This is a genomic window from Saccharothrix hoggarensis (genome assembly GCF_052936025.1).
In genome coordinates, this window is sequence record NZ_CP193624.1 from 5,216,127 (window position 1) to 5,233,822 (window position 17,696).

Annotated in this window: 12 protein-coding genes; 2 read left to right on the top strand and 10 right to left on the bottom strand. The window is 72.4% G+C overall.

Translation table 11 applies throughout. The annotated features are described in order from the left end of the window. Window positions 1-60: 60 nt before the first annotated feature. Entirely contained in the window at window positions 61-561 is a 501-nt protein-coding gene (locus ACRAKH_RS23405) for an ANTAR domain-containing protein (protein WP_380729026.1), read from the top strand. On the opposite strand, the gene treZ is transcribed toward ACRAKH_RS23405, so the two are convergent. The 6 genes from treZ to ACRAKH_RS23435 form a co-directional block, all read right to left on the bottom strand. Further along, on the bottom strand, window positions 521-2,296 hold the full coding sequence (gene treZ / locus ACRAKH_RS23410) for a malto-oligosyltrehalose trehalohydrolase (RefSeq protein ID WP_380729024.1): 1,776 nt from the start codon (window positions 2,294-2,296) through the stop codon (window positions 521-523). The genes ACRAKH_RS23405 and treZ overlap by 41 nt on opposite strands. Window positions 2,297-2,304: 8 nt before the next feature. Next, complete coding sequence (gene treY / locus ACRAKH_RS23415) at window positions 2,305-4,497, bottom strand: malto-oligosyltrehalose synthase (RefSeq protein ID WP_380729038.1); 2,193 nt, start codon at window positions 4,495-4,497, stop codon at window positions 2,305-2,307. A gap of 341 nt (window positions 4,498-4,838) precedes the next feature. Beyond that, a complete protein-coding gene (gene glgX, locus ACRAKH_RS23420; protein WP_380725915.1) occupies window positions 4,839-6,962 on the bottom strand; it encodes a glycogen debranching protein GlgX in 2,124 nt (707 codons plus the stop codon). 50 nt (window positions 6,963-7,012) lie between these two features. Next, complete coding sequence (locus ACRAKH_RS23425; RefSeq protein WP_380725917.1) at window positions 7,013-7,351, bottom strand: hypothetical protein; 339 nt, start codon at window positions 7,349-7,351, stop codon at window positions 7,013-7,015. A 307-nt stretch (window positions 7,352-7,658) separates the two neighbouring features. Further along, on the bottom strand, window positions 7,659-9,548 hold the full coding sequence (gene malQ, locus ACRAKH_RS23430; protein WP_380725919.1) for a 4-alpha-glucanotransferase: 1,890 nt from the start codon (window positions 9,546-9,548) through the stop codon (window positions 7,659-7,661). 103 nt (window positions 9,549-9,651) lie between these two features. After that, complete coding sequence (locus ACRAKH_RS23435; protein ID WP_380725921.1) at window positions 9,652-10,596, bottom strand: LacI family DNA-binding transcriptional regulator; 945 nt, start codon at window positions 10,594-10,596, stop codon at window positions 9,652-9,654. 108 nt (window positions 10,597-10,704) lie between these two features. Between ACRAKH_RS23435 and ACRAKH_RS23440 the strand changes: the two genes are divergently transcribed. Continuing rightward, window positions 10,705-11,169, top strand: coding sequence for a peroxiredoxin (locus tag ACRAKH_RS23440; protein WP_380725923.1), 465 nt, complete (start codon window positions 10,705-10,707; stop codon window positions 11,167-11,169). A gap of 133 nt (window positions 11,170-11,302) precedes the next feature. Here the strand turns inward: ACRAKH_RS23440 and ACRAKH_RS23445 are convergent, their stop codons facing one another. The 4 genes from ACRAKH_RS23445 to ACRAKH_RS23460 all read right to left on the bottom strand — a co-directional run bounded on the left by ACRAKH_RS23445 (window position 11,303) and on the right by ACRAKH_RS23460 (window position 17,661). Continuing rightward, the gene (locus tag ACRAKH_RS23445) at window positions 11,303-11,884 is read right to left on the bottom strand and encodes a TetR/AcrR family transcriptional regulator (protein WP_380725925.1); all 582 of its coding nucleotides are present in this window, start codon (window positions 11,882-11,884) and stop codon (window positions 11,303-11,305) included. A gap of 2 nt (window positions 11,885-11,886) precedes the next feature. Beyond that, window positions 11,887-12,840 carry an LLM class F420-dependent oxidoreductase gene (locus ACRAKH_RS23450; protein WP_380725927.1) on the bottom strand — a complete coding sequence of 318 codons (954 nt, stop codon included), beginning with the start codon at window positions 12,838-12,840 and terminating at the stop codon, window positions 11,887-11,889. Window positions 12,841-13,323: 483 nt separating this feature from the next. Further along, entirely contained in the window at window positions 13,324-14,169 is an 846-nt protein-coding gene (locus ACRAKH_RS23455; protein ID WP_380725929.1) for a M23 family metallopeptidase, read from the bottom strand. A 1,374-nt stretch (window positions 14,170-15,543) separates the two neighbouring features. Then, window positions 15,544-17,661: a transglycosylase domain-containing protein gene (locus ACRAKH_RS23460; RefSeq protein ID WP_447009292.1), complete on the bottom strand. Its 2,118-nt coding sequence runs from the start codon at window positions 17,659-17,661 to the stop codon at window positions 15,544-15,546. Window positions 17,662-17,696 lie beyond the last annotated feature (35 nt).

Here is a 17,696-nt window from a genome sequence, read left to right on the forward strand (position 1 = left end):
GGAGCTCTCGCGCTACTGGCCTGGCTGACCGGTACCGACGTGCGAGAGAGGAGCCCGACCGTGGTCGGGGACAACGGCCGTGACGATTCGCTGACCGCGCGGATCGCCAGCCTCGAGGCCGAGGTGGTGGGGCTGCGCAAGGCGGTGCAGACCCGCACCGTGATCGGGCAGGCCACCGGCTTGATATCGGCCGTCCAGGGCTGCACGCCCCAGGAGGGGTTCCAGCTCCTGGTCCGCATGTCGCAGCACCACAACGTGAAGCTGCACACGATCGCGCTGAAGCTGCTCGACCTCTCGACCGAACTGGGGCCGCGCCAGGCCGTGCGCGCCGTGCACTCCCCCGTCGAGCCCCGCCACCGCGCCGCGGCCTCCGAGTGGCCCGGCGCCGACGTCGTGCACGCGGCACGGCGGCTGGTCGCGGCCTACGACGCGGCGCAGGGCTCCGGCGACGACCGGCCGGAGGTGCGAAGACAACTGGCCGACCAGGTCACCCTGGCCGGCCAGCTGCTCGCCGAGAAGCTCACCGAGGTGGGCTGGCTGCCACTGGACCCGGTGGAGTGAAACCCGTTGGAGTGGGACCCGATGGGGTGACCTCGACGATCGCGAACGCGTCACCGGGCAGGCGCACCGCCTGCCCGTCCACCTCCACCTCGGCCGACGCGAGCAGCACCGCGCCCGCCTCGGCGTCGAGCCGCACCTCGGCGGCCCCGCCCAGGTTGCACACCACGCGCAGCGCCCCGCGGTGCAGCACGAGCACCGAGCCCTCCTCGCGCACCACGAACCGGTCCAGCCGCGGGTCGGCCAGCTCGGGCCGCGACCGGCGCAGCGCGATCAGCGCCCGGTACACGTCGAACAGCTCCACGTGGCCCGGTGTGGTCACCTCGTCCCAGCGCAACGTGGACCGGCGCACGGTCTCCGGGTCCATCGGGTCGGGCACCTCCGACTCGCCCCACCCGTGCCGGCCGAACTCGCGCCGCCGCCCCGTGCGCACGGCCTCGGCCAGCTCGGGGTCCGGGAACGACGCGAAGAACTGCCACGGCGTGCTCGCCGCCCACTCCTCGCCCATGAAGATCATCGGCGTGTAGGGGGAGGACAGCACGATCGCCGCGCCCACCGCGAGCCGCTGCCACGGCACCGTCGCCGACAGCCGGTCCCCGGTGGCCCGGTTGCCGACCTGGTCGTGGTTCTGCAGGTAGGCGAGGAACCGGTGGCCGGGCAGCCGGTCGCGGTCCACCGGGCGGCCGTGGCGCCTGCCCCGGAACGACGACCACGTGCCGGCGTGGAAGAACACCTCGCGCAACGTCCGGCCCAGCGCGCCCTCGAAGTCCGGGTAGTAGCCGAACGTCTCCCCGCTCAACGCGACGTGCAGCGCGTGGTGCAGGTCGTCGGACCACTGGGCGTGCAGGCCGTAGCCGCCGCCCTCCCGCGCCGTCACCAGCCGGGCGTCGTTGAGGTCCGACTCGGCGATCAGCGTCAGCGGCCGGCGCACCGCGGCGGACAACGCCTCCACCTCGACGGCCAGCTGCTCCAGCACGTGCAGCGCGCTGCGGTCCACGAGGGCGTGCACGGCGTCGAGCCGCAGCCCGTCCACGTGGAAGTCCCGCAGCCAGCCCAGCGCGTTGTCGATCACGTACCGGCGGACCTCGTCGGAGCCCTCGCCGTCCAGGTTCAGGCCCGGACCCCAGTCGTTGCTGCCCGCGAAGTACGGCCCGAACCGGTCGAGGTACGCGCCGGACGGCCCGAGGTGGTTGTAGACCACGTCCAGCAGCACGGCCAGCCCGCGCGCGTGGCACGCGTCCACGAACCGCTTGAACCCGTCCGGCCCGCCGTACGGCTCGTGCACCGCGCCCCACAGCACCCCGTCGTAGCCCCAGCCCGCGGTGCCGTCGAACGAGTTCACCGGCATGACCTCGACGTGCGTGACGCCCAGCTCCACCAGGTGGTCCAGCCGCTCCACCGCGCCGTCGAACGTGCCGGCCGGCGTGAACGTGCCGATGTGCAGCTCGTAGACCACCGCACCCGGCAGCGCGCGACCCGTCCACGCCTGGTCGGTCCACTCGAACGCCGAGTGGTCGTACACGCGGGACGGGCCGTGCACGCCGTCCGGCTGCCACCGCGACCGCGGGTCGGGCAGGGCGTCGCCGGAGTCGTCCAGCACGAACGCGTAGTCCGTTCCCGCCGCCGCGGGCACGTCCGAGCGCCACCACCCGTCCGGGCCGGCGGTCATCTCGTGGTCCCGACCGTCGACCCGGACCCGGACGCGGTCGTGCGCGGGCGCCCACACCGAGAAAGCCACTGATCTCCTCAGTCCGTCTGCCGGTCCCGCCGCTGGTCCACCAGCAGCGCCACCGGGTAGTGGTCCAACAGGTCCGCCAACCGCGGGGCGGCGGGACGGCCGGTGAGCACGTCGGTCCACTCCCCCGGCGGCAGCGGCAGTTCCGCGTCACCCCAGCCGCCCGCGTTCGCCAACCCCACCGGAAGCCGGGTGGCCACGGCAACCAGGCCGGTCCGTTCGAACGCGACTGCGTGCGGTCCGGTCGGGCCCGTCGCGGCCAGCGGCCGGTAGCCGCGGAACAGCTCGGGCCGGTCCCGGCGCAACCGCAGCGCCCGGTGCACGACGAGCAGCTTCGCCGCGCCCGAGTCGTCCACGTCGGGCAGCCAGCCGTCCTCTATCCGCGCCAGCAGCCGCCGCCGCACCTCGTAGTCGACCGGCCGCCGGTTGTCCGGGTCGACCAGGGACAGGTCCCACAGCTCGGTGCCCTGGTAGACGTCCGGCACGCCGGGGGCGGTCAGCTGCACGAGCTTCTGCCCCAGGGCGTTGGACCAGCCGGGCCGCACGATCCGCTCGGCGAACTCGGCCACCTCGGCGGCCACCGGGCCGGTCAGGACCTGCTCCGGCCACGCCGCGACGGCCGCCTCGAACTCCTCGTCGTGGTCGACCCACGTGGTGCGGACCTTCGACTCCTTGGCCGCCTTGTCGAGGTAGGCGCTCATCCGGTCGGCCGTGATGGGCCACGCGCCGACGAGCGACTGCCACGCCAGGGAGTGCAGCGACGGCTCGTCGATCGGGTGCGCGGCGGACCACCGGCGGACGTGCTCGGCCCACTGCTCCGGCATCTCGGCCAGCACCGCGAGCCGGGCCCGCACGTCCTCGGACCGCTTGGTGTCGTGCGTCGACAGCGCCGTCATCGCCGCCGGCGACCCGGCTTCCCGCAACGCCGCCCGCGAGTGGAACTCCTCGACCGGCACGCCGAACCGGTCGGGCGCGCCGCCGACCTCGTTGAGCGCCGCGAACCGGGTGAACCGGTAGAACGCGGTGTCCTCGGTGCCCTTGGCGACGACCATGCCGGACGTCTGCTGGATGCGCGTGGCCAGCTCGCCCCGCGGGTCGGCCCGCACCTGCCGGTCGAGCGCCCGTGCCGCCGGGCTCGTCGCCGACGCCACCGCCGCCGCCCACGCGTCCAGCCCTTCGGGCAGGTACGAGCGGTAGACGGGGAACGCGACCATCACCTCGGCGACCGCCTGTTCCGCCTGCGCCCGGTCCGGGTGGTCCACCAGGGCGGCGATCCGGCGCACCTCGGCGCGCAGGATGGTGTCCGTCACCAGGGTCCGGCACTCGTGCTCGACGGCGGCGAAGTCGGTCGGCACGCCGAACTCCTCGGCCAGCGCGGTGAACCCGGCCTCGCCCGCCGGGTCCACGAACAGCCCGCACACCTCGCGCAACGCGTCGTAGCCGGTGGTGCCGTCGACGGGCCAGCTCGCGGGCAGGCGCTCGTCCGCGCCGAGGATCTTCTCCACGACCAGCCAGACGCCCGCGCGTTCCTTGAGCCGCCGCACATACCCGCCGGGGTCGGCGAGCCCGTCCGGGTGGTCGACCCGCAGGCCCGTCACCTCGCCCGCCGCGACCCACCGCAGCACCTCGCCGTGCGTCGCCTCGAACACCTCGGGGTCCTCGACCCGCACCGCGGCCAACGTCGTGATGTCGAAGAAGCGCCGGTAGTTCAGCTCCGCGTTGCCGCGCCGCCAGTCGACGAGCCGGTAGTGCGCGTGCTCCTCCTCCGACGCCTCGTCGGCGGCGAACGGCAGCAGCAGCGGCCCGGAGTCCCAGTCGATGTCGAAGAACCGCGCGTACCGCGAGTCGCGGCCGTGCTGGAGCACGTCCCACCACCACTGGTTGACGTCGTCGGGACCGACCGCCATGTGGTTGGGCACGATGTCCAGCACGAACCCCAGCCCGGCCCTCTTGACCGCCGCGTGCAGCGCCAACCGGCCCGACTCGCCGCCGAGCTCGTCGCGGGCGCGGGTCGGGTCGACCACGTCGTAGCCGTGGGTCGACCCGGGCACCGCTTCGAGGACCGGTGACGCGTACAACGCCCCCACGCCCAACGCGTCGAGGTAGTCCACGACCGCCTCGGCGTCCGCGAAGGTGAAGTCGGGCGTGAACTGGATGCGGTAGGTGGACGCCGGCGCCCCGCCCTCGGAGGACTCGCTTCGCAGGCGTCCCCCCCAGGGGACCCCTGCTTTGATTTTACCGGCGGGGTCCGACAATTCCGGGCCCGCCGACCGCTCCGCAGCCCCGCCGGCCGCGCCCTCCGCCCCGCCGGCCGCAGCCCCGTCGGCCGCCGTGCTCGCCGCCGAACCCGCCGCCGTTCCACGCGCCGAACCCGCCCCGCCGGCCGCCGAACCCACCGCGTCCGCCGACACGCCCGCCGCCGCTTCACGCGCCGAACCCGCCGCGCCAGCCGTCACGCCGGCCGCAGCCCTGCCGTCCGCCGCGCCACGCGCCGAACCGTCCACCGCTTCCCCGGCCGACCCGCGCGCCGTTCCGCCGCCGGCCGTCATTCCTGACCCGTCCGCTGCAGCACCACCAGCGAGCGCGCGGTCAGCACGATCGTGCCGCCCGCCGGCACCGGCTCACCCTCCTCGGGCGGCCGGACCTCGCCGGTCGCCGTGTCGATCACGACCGTCCACTGCGCGCCGTACCCCTCCTCGGGCAGCGTCACCTCGATGTCCTCGTGGTGCGCGTTGAACGCGAGCAGGAACGAGTCGTCCAGCACCCGCATGCCCCGCTGGTCGACGTCCGGGATGCCCTCGCCGTTGAGGAACACGACGACGCAGCGACCGAAGTCGTCACCCCAGTTCTGCTCTGTCATCTCCTCACCCGACGGGGTGAACCAGGCGATGTCGCGCAGCTCGTCGCCCTTGCGGATCGGGTTGCCCTGGAAGAACCGGCGCCGCCGCAGCACGGGGTGCTTGTGCCGGAACGCGGTGAGCGCCGACGTGAAGTCCAGCAGGTCGCGGTTTTTCTCCGCGAGCGTCCAGTCCACCCACGACAGCTCGTTGTCCTGGCAGTACGCGTTGTTGTTGCCGTGCTGGGTGCGGCCGATCTCGTCACCGTGCAGCAGCATCGGCACGCCCTGCGACAGCAGCGTCGTGGCCAGCAGGTTCCGCCGCTGCCTGGCCCGCAGCTCGTTGACCTCCGGGTCGTCCGTCGGCCCCTCGACGCCGCAGTTCCACGACCGGTTGTCGTCCGCGCCGTCCCGGCCGTCCTCGCCGTTGGCGTCGTTGTGCTTGTCGTTGTACGACACCAGGTCGTTGAGCGTGAACCCGTCGTGCGCGGTGACGAAGTTGATCGACGCGTAGGGCCGGCGGCCGTCGTCCTTGTACAGGTCGGACGAGCCGGTGATGCGCGACGCGAACTCGCCGAGCGTCGCGGGCTCGCCACGCCAGAAGTCGCGCACGGTGTCGCGGTACTTGCCGTTCCACTCCGTCCACAACGGCGGGAAGTTGCCCACCTGGTACCCGCCGGGCCCGACGTCCCACGGCTCGGCGATCAGCTTCACCTGCGAGACCACGGGGTCCTGCTGCACCAGGTCGAAGAACGTCGACAGCCGGTCCACGTCGTAGAACTCGCGGGCCAGGGTGGCCGCCAGGTCGAACCGGAACCCGTCCACCCGCATCTCGGTCACCCAGTACCGCAACGAGTCCATGATCAGCTGGAGGGTGTGCGGGCTGCGCACGTTCAGCGAGTTCCCGGTGCCCGTGTAGTCCATGTAAAACTTCGGGTCGTCCTCCACCAGCCGGTAGTACGCCTGGTTGTCGATGCCGCGCATGGACAGCGTCGGGCCGAGGTGGTTGCCCTCGGCGGTGTGGTTGTAGACCACGTCGAGGATGACCTCCATGCCGGCCTCGTGCAGGGCCCGCACCATGCCCTTGAACTCCTGCACCTGGTTCGCCGACTCCGGCAACGCCGCGTAACCGTCGTGCGGCGCGAAGAACCCGATCGTGTTGTAACCCCAGTAGTTCCGCAGGCCCTTCTGCTGCAGGCCGTGATCGGTGATGAACTGGTGCACGGGCATCAGCTCGACCGCCGTCACGCCGAGGCCCTGCAGGTGCTCGATCACCGCCGGGTGCGCCAGGCCCGCGTACGTGCCGCGCAACCGTTCGGGCACGCCGGGGTGCTGCATCGTCAGGCCGCGCACGTGCGTCTCGTAGATGACCGACTCGTTGTACGGGGTCTTCGGCGGGCGGTCGTTCGCCCAGTCGAAGAACGGGTTCACCACCACGGACAGCGGCACGTGGCCGGCCGAGTCCTCGTCGTTGCGCGCGTCGGGGTCGCCGAACTGGTAGCCGAACAGCGACTCGTGCCAGTCGACGCCGCCGGTGATCGCCTTCGCGTACGGGTCGATCAGCAGCTTGTTCGGGTTGCAGCGCAGCCCGCGTTCCGGGTCGTGCGGGCCGTGCACGCGGTAGCCGTACCGCTGGCCCGGCCCGATGCCCAGCAGGTAACCGTGGTGGACGAAACCGTCCACCTCCGGCAGCCGCACGCGGGTCTCGGTCCCGTCGTCGTCGAACAAGCACAGCTCGACGTACTCCGCGACCTCGGAGAAGAGGGTGAAGTTGGTGCCCACGCCGTCGTAAGCGGCGCCGAGCGGGTAGGGCGTTCCGGGCCAAGGCCGCACAGGGATTCCTCCGGACGAGCTGGGATGATCCGAACCCCTACCGTTCTAGATCATGTGGCGGCGGAGTGCGACCTGACGAGCTGCCCACGTGCTGCAACCAACAGCAACCGCGCCTCTTGGAGCTCGCAGTAGCGCAGGTGCTCGCACGCGGCCTCGACGCACGCGACGGCCTGGGACAGGGTGCGGTCGCGCCCGGCCTCCGTGCGCCGCAGGACGTCCCGGAGGGACTCCTCGGCGTGGCGGGCTCCGGACATCGGGTCGGCGAGGTTCGACGGCCTGACGGCCAGCAGAACCCTCTCGACGGTCATTTCCAGAGCGTCCGCGGGGCTGCTCTGGGGGACGGCCTGCTCGGGCACCAGCCCGGTACGGGACACCACATCGGTGTTCACGGGTGAATGCCACCTCCAACCATGGCGCGGGTGACTGCTTGACGATACTCCGCGGCGGGGCGGCGCGCGGTGACGTGCGTGTTGCGGTTGGCGGTCCGGCCGGTGTCGCGGCCGACCTCCGGGCCGATGGTCCCACCTGGACGGTGGACCGGCCCGCGTGGATGGTCCGCGACCTGACGGAGGCCCTGAGCCGCCCGGCCCGGACGACCCGCGGCCCGACGGCTTTCGGTCCGACCCGGCGAGGTCACGGCCCGACCCGGTCGGTTCACGGTCCACCCCGGCGGGGCGACGGCCCCGTCCGCTCGGTTCACGGTCCGCTCCCCTCGGGCGGCGCGCCGCGCCCCTCGGCCAGCACGGCGGCGACGCGGCGCACCCGCGAGTCGGCGAACAGGTCGTCGAGCGCGACGGGCAGCGGGATGCGCCAGTTCGGGTACTGGTCGGTGGTCCCGGGCAGGTTCGGCTGGCGGGTCTCGCCGAGCGCGTCCTGCGGCGATGTCAGCACGAGCACGGAACGGGCCTTCGCGAGAAGTGTGTGGAACGCCGTAACCAGGTCATCGGCACGAACTCCCTCCTGCTTGAGGAGTTCGACCAATTCAGCCCGCTCCTGCCCGGCGGCCCGGTATTCCCCCTCGACGGGACCTTCAAACTGCCCGAGCTCCGCTCGTACCCGAACGTGTTCGGCGTCGAGGAACCCGGCCACGGTCGGCAGGTCGTGCGTGGAGATGCTCGCCATCGCCGACGCGGTCCACTTCTCGGGCGGGATCAGCGGGTGCTCGGGCAGGTCGTACTCGCGCTGGAACCACAGCACGGCGGAGCTGAGCATCCCGTGCTCGTGCAGCGCGCGGGTGACCTTCGGCTCGATCGTGCCCAGGTCCTCCCCCACCACCACCGCGCCCGCGCGGTGCGCCTCCAGCGTCAGCACGGCGAGCATGGCGTCCGAGTCGTAGTGCACGTACGTCCCGCGCTTCGGCGGCTCGCCCGGCGGGATCCACCACAGCCGCCACAGCCCGGCGACGTGGTCGATGCGGATGCCGTCCGCGTGCCGCAGCACGCTGCGCACCACGGCGCGGAACGGCTCGTAGCCCTGCTCGGCGAGCCGGTCCGGCCGCCACGGCGGCAGGCGCCAGTCCTGGCCGAGGCGGCTGAACGCGTCCGGCGGCGCGCCGACCGTGACGTCCGCGGCGAACGCGTCCCGCACGGCCCACGTGTCCGCGCCGCCCGGGTTCACGCCCACCGGCAGGTCGTGCACGACGCCGACGGGCATGCCCGCGTCACGCGCGGCACGGCGTGCGGCGGCCAGTTGCTCCTCGCACAGCTCCTGGAGCCACGCGTGGAAGTTCACGCGGTCCGGGTCGGCGGTCGCGGTGGCCGGGTCGCGCTGCTCCGGCGGCCACTCCCGCCAGTCCGGCCCGTGCACCTCGGCAAGCGCGCAGAACCGGGCGAAGTCCAGGAGCTCGCCCTCGGGCGCGCGGTGCTCGACGTGCGGCCACAGCAGTTCCAGCGCCTTGGCCTTCGCCGCCCACACGGCGTCGTAGTCGATCAGCTCGGTGTCGTTCGGCGGGCGCAGCGCGTCGATCTCCGCGCGAGTCGCGGCGTCGACGTCCCGGTAGGCGGGGACGTCCTCGACGCGCAGGTAGAGGGGGTTGGCGAACCGGCGGCTCGACGGCGAGTACGGGGACCGCTCGACCGGCGACGTGGGGCTGATCGCCTGCACCGGGTTGACGAGCAGCACGCCCGCGCCCAGTTCGGCGGCGCTGCGCCGGGCCAGGGTCGCCAGGTCGCCGTAGTCGCCCATGCCCCACGACCCGGCCGACCGCATCGCGTACAGCTGGAGCATCCAGCCCCACGACCGGGGCACGGGCGCGAGCTTGCGCGGCGCCACGATGACGGTGCGCTCACCCTGCCGGTGGTAGCCGAGCGGCAACGCGGCGGGCAGCTCGACGCGGCCGCCGTCCTCCAGCTCGACGGAGCCCGGCCCGTCCAGGACGTCGCCCTCGCGCAGGACGACCGTCCGGGGCGGCGGTGTGGGCGCGGCGAGCGCGCGGCGCACCGCCTCCGGGGTGGAGGCGTCCACGTCCAGCTGCGCGAGCACCGCCACCACGACGTCCGGCTCGACGTCGGCGCGGCGCTGGCCGGCGTCCTCGTAGAAGGTGGCCACGCCGTGGGCCTCGGCCAGTGCCGCGAGCTCGTCGTCCACGCCGGACAGCTTCGCCTCCTAGACCTGTCCGAAGCCAGGCCGGTCGTGTGTGGTCACCCAAAGGTTGCAGGAAGTCACGTGGGGTTAATGCCCCGGTCGGGTGTCACCCGTCCGTGTCCCCAGATCCATGTACCCCGGCCGGGCCGGTTGAATCCCGCACGACCAGTCGCACCGACGGCGGCTCGGTCTGGTCCTCCTCGCCGCGCAGCCGGGCCAGCAGCACGTCGACCGCGTGCTCGCCGCGTTCCCGCCACGCGCCCTCGACCGCCGTGATGCCGACCGCGCGGGCCAGGTCCGGGCCTTCGAGGCTGACGATCGACACGTCACCCGGCACGTCCCGCCCGTCGCGGCGCAGCCGCAGGAACAATCCGAGCGCGACCTCGCCGCTGGTGCTGACGACGGCGGTCGGCAGGCGTTCGCCGTCCAGCAGCGCGTCGACCACCTGCTCGCCGCCCGCGACCGTCGACGACGACCACAGCGTCCACTCCGGACGTACCGACAGGCCCTCGGCGACCAGCAGCTCGTCGTACGACTCGTCGATGTCGCCGGCCAGCACGAGCGCCACGTCCCGGTGCCCCAGGCCCAGCAGGTGGTCGGCCGCCAGCCGCAGCGCCTCGCGCAGGTCGTCGTCCCACACCGCGACCACCGGCACGTCCAGGCTCGTCAGCGCGGCGTCCTCGGCGTCGGTGAGGTTCACCGACAGGGCCAGCACCCCGTCCACCCGCCGCGCCAGCGGCAGCTCCTCGAAGAACCGCGCGCGCGTGTCGTCGTCGCGCAGCACGTACAGCAGGACGTCGTACCCGGCCTGCCGCAGCGCGCCCTCCGCGCCCGCGAGCAGGTCGCCGCGGCCCACGTCGGCGGTGAGGACGGCGATGGCGTACCGGCGGCCGCCCGCGAGGCTCGACGCGTCCCGGGCGATCGCGTAGCGCATCTTCTTCGCGACCTCGGTGACGTACCGGCGGGTCGCCTCGGACACGCCGGGCTCGCCGCGCAGCGCCCGCGACACCGTCGCGGCGGACACCCCGGCCGCCCGCGCGACGTCGGACATGCTCGTCAACTCACACCTCCCGGCCTGCTACGAGATTAGCGAGAACCGTACGGTGGACTGGCGCGAACACCCTCCGGGACGTGATCGACACCCTGCGGAAGGAAGCTCATGAAGCCAGGCGACCAGGCACCCGACTTCACCCTCCCCGACCAGGACGGCACCCCGCGGGCCCTGTCCGAACTGCTCGCCGCGGGCCCCGTGGTGCTGTTCTTCTACCCGGCCGCGATGACCACCGGGTGCACCGCCGAGAGCTGCCACTTCCGCGACCTGGCAGCCGAGTTCGCCGAGGTCGGGGCGCAGCGCGTGGGGATCAGCCCGGACCCGGTGGCGAAGCAGCGGCAGTTCGCCGACAAGCACTCCTTCGACTACCCGTTGCTGTCGGACGCCGACGGCGAGGTGGCCGCGAGCTTCGACGTGAAGCGCCGGTTCGGACCGCTGCCGGTGAAGCGGCACACGTTCGTGATCGACACCGACCGGACCGTGATCGACGTCATCAAATCCGAGTTCGCCATGAACGCCCACGCGGACAAGGCGCTGGCCTCGCTGCGCCGGCACGCCGACCGCACGGCCTGATCCGCGAGCACCCGGCTCCGGGCTCCGGCCTCCGGGTCACGGCCTTCAGGTCACGGCCTTCAGGTCACGGCCTTCAGGTCACGGCCTTCAGGTCACGGCCTCCGGGTCACGGGCTCGGGTCACCGTCTCCGGGTCACGGGCGGAGTCCGGCGAGGATGAAGTCGGCGATCTCCGCGCCGAGCCGGGCGGGCGACTTGGGCCCGTCCGGCCGGTACCAGGTCGGCAGCTGGTTGACGACGCCGAGCGCGATCAGCACCGCCGTGTCGGCCGGCACCGCCGCGCTGAACTCCCCCGCCTCCTGCGCCTGCTCGACGACCGCCCGGAACGTCTCGTGGTACCGCCGCCGCTCGGCCCGGAAGGTGGTCATCCGGTCGGCGTCGAGCCGGTGCATCTCGCGGACGAACACGGCCGTCTCGTCCACGCTCCGCGCGGTCGTCTCGACCAGGCTGACCAGGATCTGCCGCACGGTGGTGGCCGCGTCCAGGCGGGCCGCGACGATCCGGTCGAGGTCGGCCATCTGGCGTCCGATCAGCGACCGGTAGATCTCGAACAGCAGGTCGTCCTTGGACCCGAAGTAGTGGTAGAGCGCGCCCTTGGTGACGGAGGCCGCCTCGACGACCTCCTGCACCGTCGTCCCGTCGAACCCCTTCGCGGCGAACAACCGCACGGCCGCGCCCACGATCCGCTCGGACGTCGCGCCGGCCCGCCGCGCCACCGTCAGGCTCCGGGCGCGAGCGCGCGTGCCAGCTCGGCCTGGTCCGCGCCGGTGGGCAGGAGGGCGATGACCGGCGTGTCGACACCGTTGGCGGCGTACTTCGCGACGTGCGCCCGGCACTCGTCCACGCTGCCGTGCACGATCAGCGCGTCGACCACCTCGTCGGGGATCAGGGCCGCCGCCCCGCGCCGATCCCCGGCCGCCCACGCCTCGTGCATGGGTCGCAACGCCTCGCCGCGCCCCAGCCACTCGTGGAAGGCCGCGTAGGCGGGCACGGTCAGGTAGGTGCTGATCAACATACGGCCCAACGCGCGCGCGGCGTCCGCGTCCTCGGTCGGGCAGACGAAGATCCGGGCGGCCAGCTCGCCGTCGGCGCCCATCTCGGCGCGCACCTTGGTGACGTCGTCGGCGCCGAGCCAGTTGGTGATGGCGCCGTCCGCCTCCCGGCCGGCCAGGCGCAGCATGCCGGGGCGCAGCGCGGCGAGCATGATCGGCACCCGGTGCTCGGGCGTGCGCTCCAGCCGGAAGCCGCGCACCGAGAACGTGTCGTACTCCTCGGTCACCTTCTCGCCCGCGAGCGCGGCCTTGAGGAAGCGCAAGGTGTCCCGCGTGCGCTTGAACGGCTCGCTGAACTCGACCCCGTTCCAGCGCTGCACGATCACCGGCGACGACGACCCGATCCCCAGCACGAACCGCCCACCCGACACCTCGGCCAGGGTGGCGGCCGTCATGGCGAGCGTGGCCGGGCCGCGCGTGTAGACCGGCGCGATGGCCGTGCCGAGCCGGAGGCGGTCCGACCACTGCGCCGCGAGGGCCAACGGCGTGAACGCGTCCGTGCCCGCGGTCTCCGCCGACCACACGTCGGTGTAGCCGAGGTCCGCCAACTCGGCCACCAGCACCCGGTGGTCGAGCACCGGCACCCCGGTCAACGGCAGCGTGATTCCCCAACGGCCCACATTCGCCTCCCAAAGCGTTCCCGCCCCCACCGTACCGCAGGTACCGACCGGTCGGTATGCCGCCGGAGGCTCCGCTGCGAGCACGGCGCCACAGTGGCCGGCCCACGCCCCCGTATCCGCAACCTCGACAGTCGAGGTTTGGAGCGGCAGCGCAGCGGGCATCACTGGAGCCAGCGCCTGTGAAGCGCGCCTGGCTGCCCGACGGGGACGGCAATGGCGTGCCTACAGATCCACGGACCTCGTGCCCGCGAGCGCGTGCCCTCGCTACGGCCGGTCGGCGTGGTTGCCAATGGCGCAGGCGGGGTGGACGCGTTCGGGAGCCGTCCGTCCGCTGGGTGCACGCGCTTCGGGAGCGTCCACCTGCCGCCGGTGTGGGCGGTATCGGGATTGGGTGTCGGTGGTGCGGCGAACCATCGCCCGTGGTGCTGGCCGGAGATCGCCCGTTCATTCGTGCAGGTGATCTTCCGCGGGAGGGGCGGTGGGTCAGAGGCTGATGCCTCGCGCACCCAGCCAGCCGACGGGGTCGATTTTCTGCGAGCCGCCGATCCAGACCTCGAAGTGCAGGTGAGGGCCGGTGGACTGACCGCGGTTGCCCATGGTGGCGATCTGCTGGCCCGCGTGGACCTGCTGACCCTGGGACACGAGGATCTCGTTGACGTGGCCGTAGACGGTGATCGTGCCGTCGTTGTGCCGCACGCGCACCCACAGGCCGAAGCCCGACGCCGGACCCGCTTCGACGATCACGCCGTCCATCGCCGACAGGATCGGGGTGCCGATGGAGTTGGCGATGTCGACGCCGTAGTGCGTCGTGCCCCAGCGAGCGCCGAAGCCGGACGTGAACGAACCCTCGGCCGGCTTCGCGGCGCTGACCCGAGGGGCGGCGGCCGGAGCCGGGGCCGGGGCCGGGGCCTGCTTGACGGCCGGAGGAGCCTGCTGCGCCTGCGCCTGCTCGGCGGCGACGCGCGCCTTCTCCGCCTCTTCGGCGGCGATGCGGGCCTTCTCCGCGTCCTCGGCGTCCTTCAGCCGCTTCAACTCGGCCTGCCGGGCGGTGTAGCTGTCCGCCGCGTGCTTGATGGCCATGTCGATGTGCTGCCGGACGAAGAAGCCCTCGGACCGCACGAGCTTCGCGGCCTCGTACGCGGGCTGGACGTCGGCGTGCACGGTCTTGATGTCGGCGGTCCGCGGCGCGGCGCTGTGCGCCATCGCGACTGCCAGGTCGGAGCTGGCGCCGACGGGGAGGAACTGCGCGTCGCCGGTGCCGCTGGAGGCGCCGACGCCGGAGGCGAGCGCGCCGGCCGCGACGACGAAGGCCGCGACCTTCCCGCTCACGGGGAACCTGTCGCACTCCGCGCGGTGGGAGCGGTTGCCGGTGGCGTTGGGGGGCGTGGTGAACACGCGTCGGCCACGGGCTTCTGAATGGCGTGCCAAGGTAGTGCCTTCCTGCATCGGGGAGCACGGTCGGCCAGCTGGGACGCCTGGCGGGGGATCCAGGTGGTGCCGCTTTCGGGGAGCGACGCCGTGTCCCATTGGTGACCGAACCGTGACATGCGGCGGAGACCGTAACCCGATGTAACCAGAAAGGGCAACCCTCACCGCAACTGCTGGCCCTATCCGGTGAGGCAACACACCAAACATCACTTAGCGTGAACAAGTACCAGCTCGTTCCGCATGTTGACGTTATAAAGGTCGACTCCGTCGTTACAAATGCCTGGTCAGCGCGTCGTTCGGACGACCCGAGCGCGCCGCCGTCCGCGAGCCACGACCGACGGCCCCGCAGAGACGTGACGGAGACGCGGCGGAGCGGCGATGGTGACGCGAAGGACACGTCCCGCCCCGATCCCCGCCATGGTCATCGGAGCCCGTCCTAGATCGCCCTTCGACTCGCCCAACATCGTCATCCGGCGGTGGTCGGCACGGGTCGGCCCGCACGTATGGCCTGGTCATGCGCGCTCAAGTCGGACGGTGGAAAGATCGCCGCCCGGAGTGGAGTGGTGAAGCCGGGAAGTGCGAACGGCGTGCCGGGGGTCCAGGGCGGGATCAACCGCTCGGTGTGGCGGTGAGGGTGTCCGAGGCGGGCGGTTCGGAGTGCGGATGCAGTGCGGGTGCATGGTCGGGTGACGGACGCCGGGGGAAGTAAAAATCCGGTCGCGGCGACAGCCCGACCTCGTCTCACTTAGTGGACGACCGTGGCGGTCGAAGGTGGCGAGAGGTCGGCCGAGGCGGCAGTTGCGTGCAGGTCGGTGGAGGTGCCGCTGAGGGGAGGTTGAGGGAGCCGGCTGCGCCGGCCGCCCGAGCCCAGGTCGGCAGAGCGTTGGCGCGGGCTGGCGCAGATTGGAAGTCGTCTGGTCGGCTTGCGAACCAAGGTCGGTCCGGTCCGCCAGCGAACCCAGGCTGACGGAGGTGGCTGGCGGACCAAGGCGGCGTCCCGGCCGCAAGCGAATCCAGGGCCGCCCGGCTGGCTGGCGAACCGAGGTGGCGCAGCCAGCCGGCGAACCGAGGTCGCCCGGCTGGCAGGCGAGCCGATGGCCGCCCAACCGGCCAGCGAACCGAAGGCGGCCCAACCGGCCGGCGAATCAAGATGGCCCAGCGGCCGGCGAACCGAGGGCGGCTCGGCTGCCAGCCAACCGGCGAGCCGATGGCCGCCCAGCCGGCGGCGACCCAGGTGGCGCAGCCGGCTGGTGGCGGCGGTCGCGGTGGTGGGGGTTAGCGGTAGCGGGGGTCTACTGGGGGGAGGGGCTGGGGCGGCTGGCCCTCGTGGATCACGCGCATGGCTCGGAACCAGGTCGGGGCGGCCACCTGGCCACCGAAGACGCCGCCGGCGTCGTTCCGGCCGCACAGCCTGGGCGGGGAGCCGCTGCAGATCACCTGGGGCGCGACGCCGTCCGTGAAGGTCATGACCGCGCCGGCGAACTGCGGGGTCGCGCCCATGAACGCCACCGACCAGTGGTTCTCGGTGGTGCCGGTCTTGCCGATCATGGGACGGTCCCAGCCGGCCGCCGCGGCCGCGGCGGTGCCGCCGGGCTTGGTGTCGGCGCTCATGCCGTTCGCCAGGGCGTTCGCCACCTCGGGGGCCACGGCCTGGTCGCACGCGGCTTCCTTCAGCTGCACGGGCTGCCCGTTGCGGTCGATGACCTTCTCGACCGGGGTGGGCGGGCACCACTTGCCGCCGTTCACGATCGTGGCGGACACGTTCGCCAGCTCCAGCACGCTGGTCGGACCGGCGCCGAGCGTGAACGACCCGCTGTTGTCGCGCTTGTACTCCTCGCCCTGCGACGGCCCGTTGGAGCCGTCCGGCTTCAGCGGGTCGCCCGCGCCGTTGACGCCCTGCATCGACTCGCGCAGGCCGAGCCGGTAGGCCATGTCGACGACGTTGTTCAGGCCGGCCTGCTCCTCGAGGATGATGAACGCGGTGTTGGGCGACTGCGCCAACGCCTCGGTCAACGTCATCTTCTCCTTGTAGTGGTCGCCGGAGTTGCGGACCACGTACGGCTTGCTGCCGTCCTTGTAGACCTTCGAGGTGTACGTCTTCGGCACGTCGATCTGCTTGTCGATGCCGGTGACGCCCCGCTCCAGCGCGGCGGCGGCGGTGAACACCTTGTAGATCGAGCCCGCGCCGAACTTGGTCACCTCGGCCGGGATGGAGTAGGCGCTCTGCCCGGCGTCGGCGTTGTTGCCGAAGTCGCGGTTGGCGGCCAGCGCCCGCACCCGGTGCTTGTCCTGCCCCGGCTGCACCACGGCCATCGCGTTCGCGATGCCCGGCTGGGTGCGCGGGACCTGCGCCTCGGCGGACTCCTTCGCGGCACGGGTGGCGACCGGGTCCATCGTGGTGGTGATCGTGTAGCCGCCGCGCTTCAGCTCCTCGAACGGCAGGCCCGCCCGGTCGAGGTAGTCGATCAGGTAGCGGCAGAAGAAGCCGTAGACGGGGCCGTCGCCCGCGCCGACGCAGCCGTTGGGCAGCAGCTTCAGGTCGGGGACGACGCCGATGTCCGCGGCCTTGTACTCGTCGGCCTTCTCCTCGGCTTCCTTCGGGTCCGGGCCGAACGCGCCGTTGTCGCGCATCCGGTCGATCACCGTGTTGCGGCGCTTGATCGCGGCGTCCACGTCGGAGCCCGGGTTGAGCCGGCTGGGCTCGTTGACCAGGCCGGCGAGCATCGCGGCCTGCGGCACGGTCAGCTTGTCGGGCGTGGTGTCGAAGTAGGTGCGGGCGGCCGCGCCGACGCCGTACGTGCCGTTGCCGAACGGGACGACGTTGAGGTACGCGGTGAGGATCTCGTCCTTCGTCATCTTCTGCTCGAGCTGCGTGGCGATGCGCGCTTCGCTGATCTTGCGGCCGATCGTCGCCTCGGTCGCCTTCTCGTAGGCCTCCTCGGAGCCCTTGCCGACGACGAACGCGAGGTAGTTCTTCACGTACTGCTGGGTGATCGTCGAGGCGCCCTGGGTGGTCTCGCCGTCGACGCCCGCCTTGGCGGCGGCACGGGCGATGCCCTGCCAGTCGACGCCCTTGTGCTCGAAGAACCGCTTGTCCTCGACCGCGATGATCGCGGCCTTCATGGTGTCGGAGATGGCCTCGGACGGCACCGGGACGCGGTACTGGTCGTAGAGGTAGGCGATCGGCTGGCCGTGCATGTCGAGCACGGTGGTCACGAGCGGCAACTCGGCCTTGGTCAACTCACCGGACGTCTGGTCCACGGTGTCCGCGGCCCGGTTGGACGCCAGCCCGAGGCCGCCGACCACGGGGAACAGCAGCGCCGCGACGAGCACGCCCGCCATGAAGCACAACCCCACCAACTTGACCAGACCTGTCGCGCGCGCGGCGAACACTGAACCAGCAACCCCTTCCAAGCACCCGCGGGAAT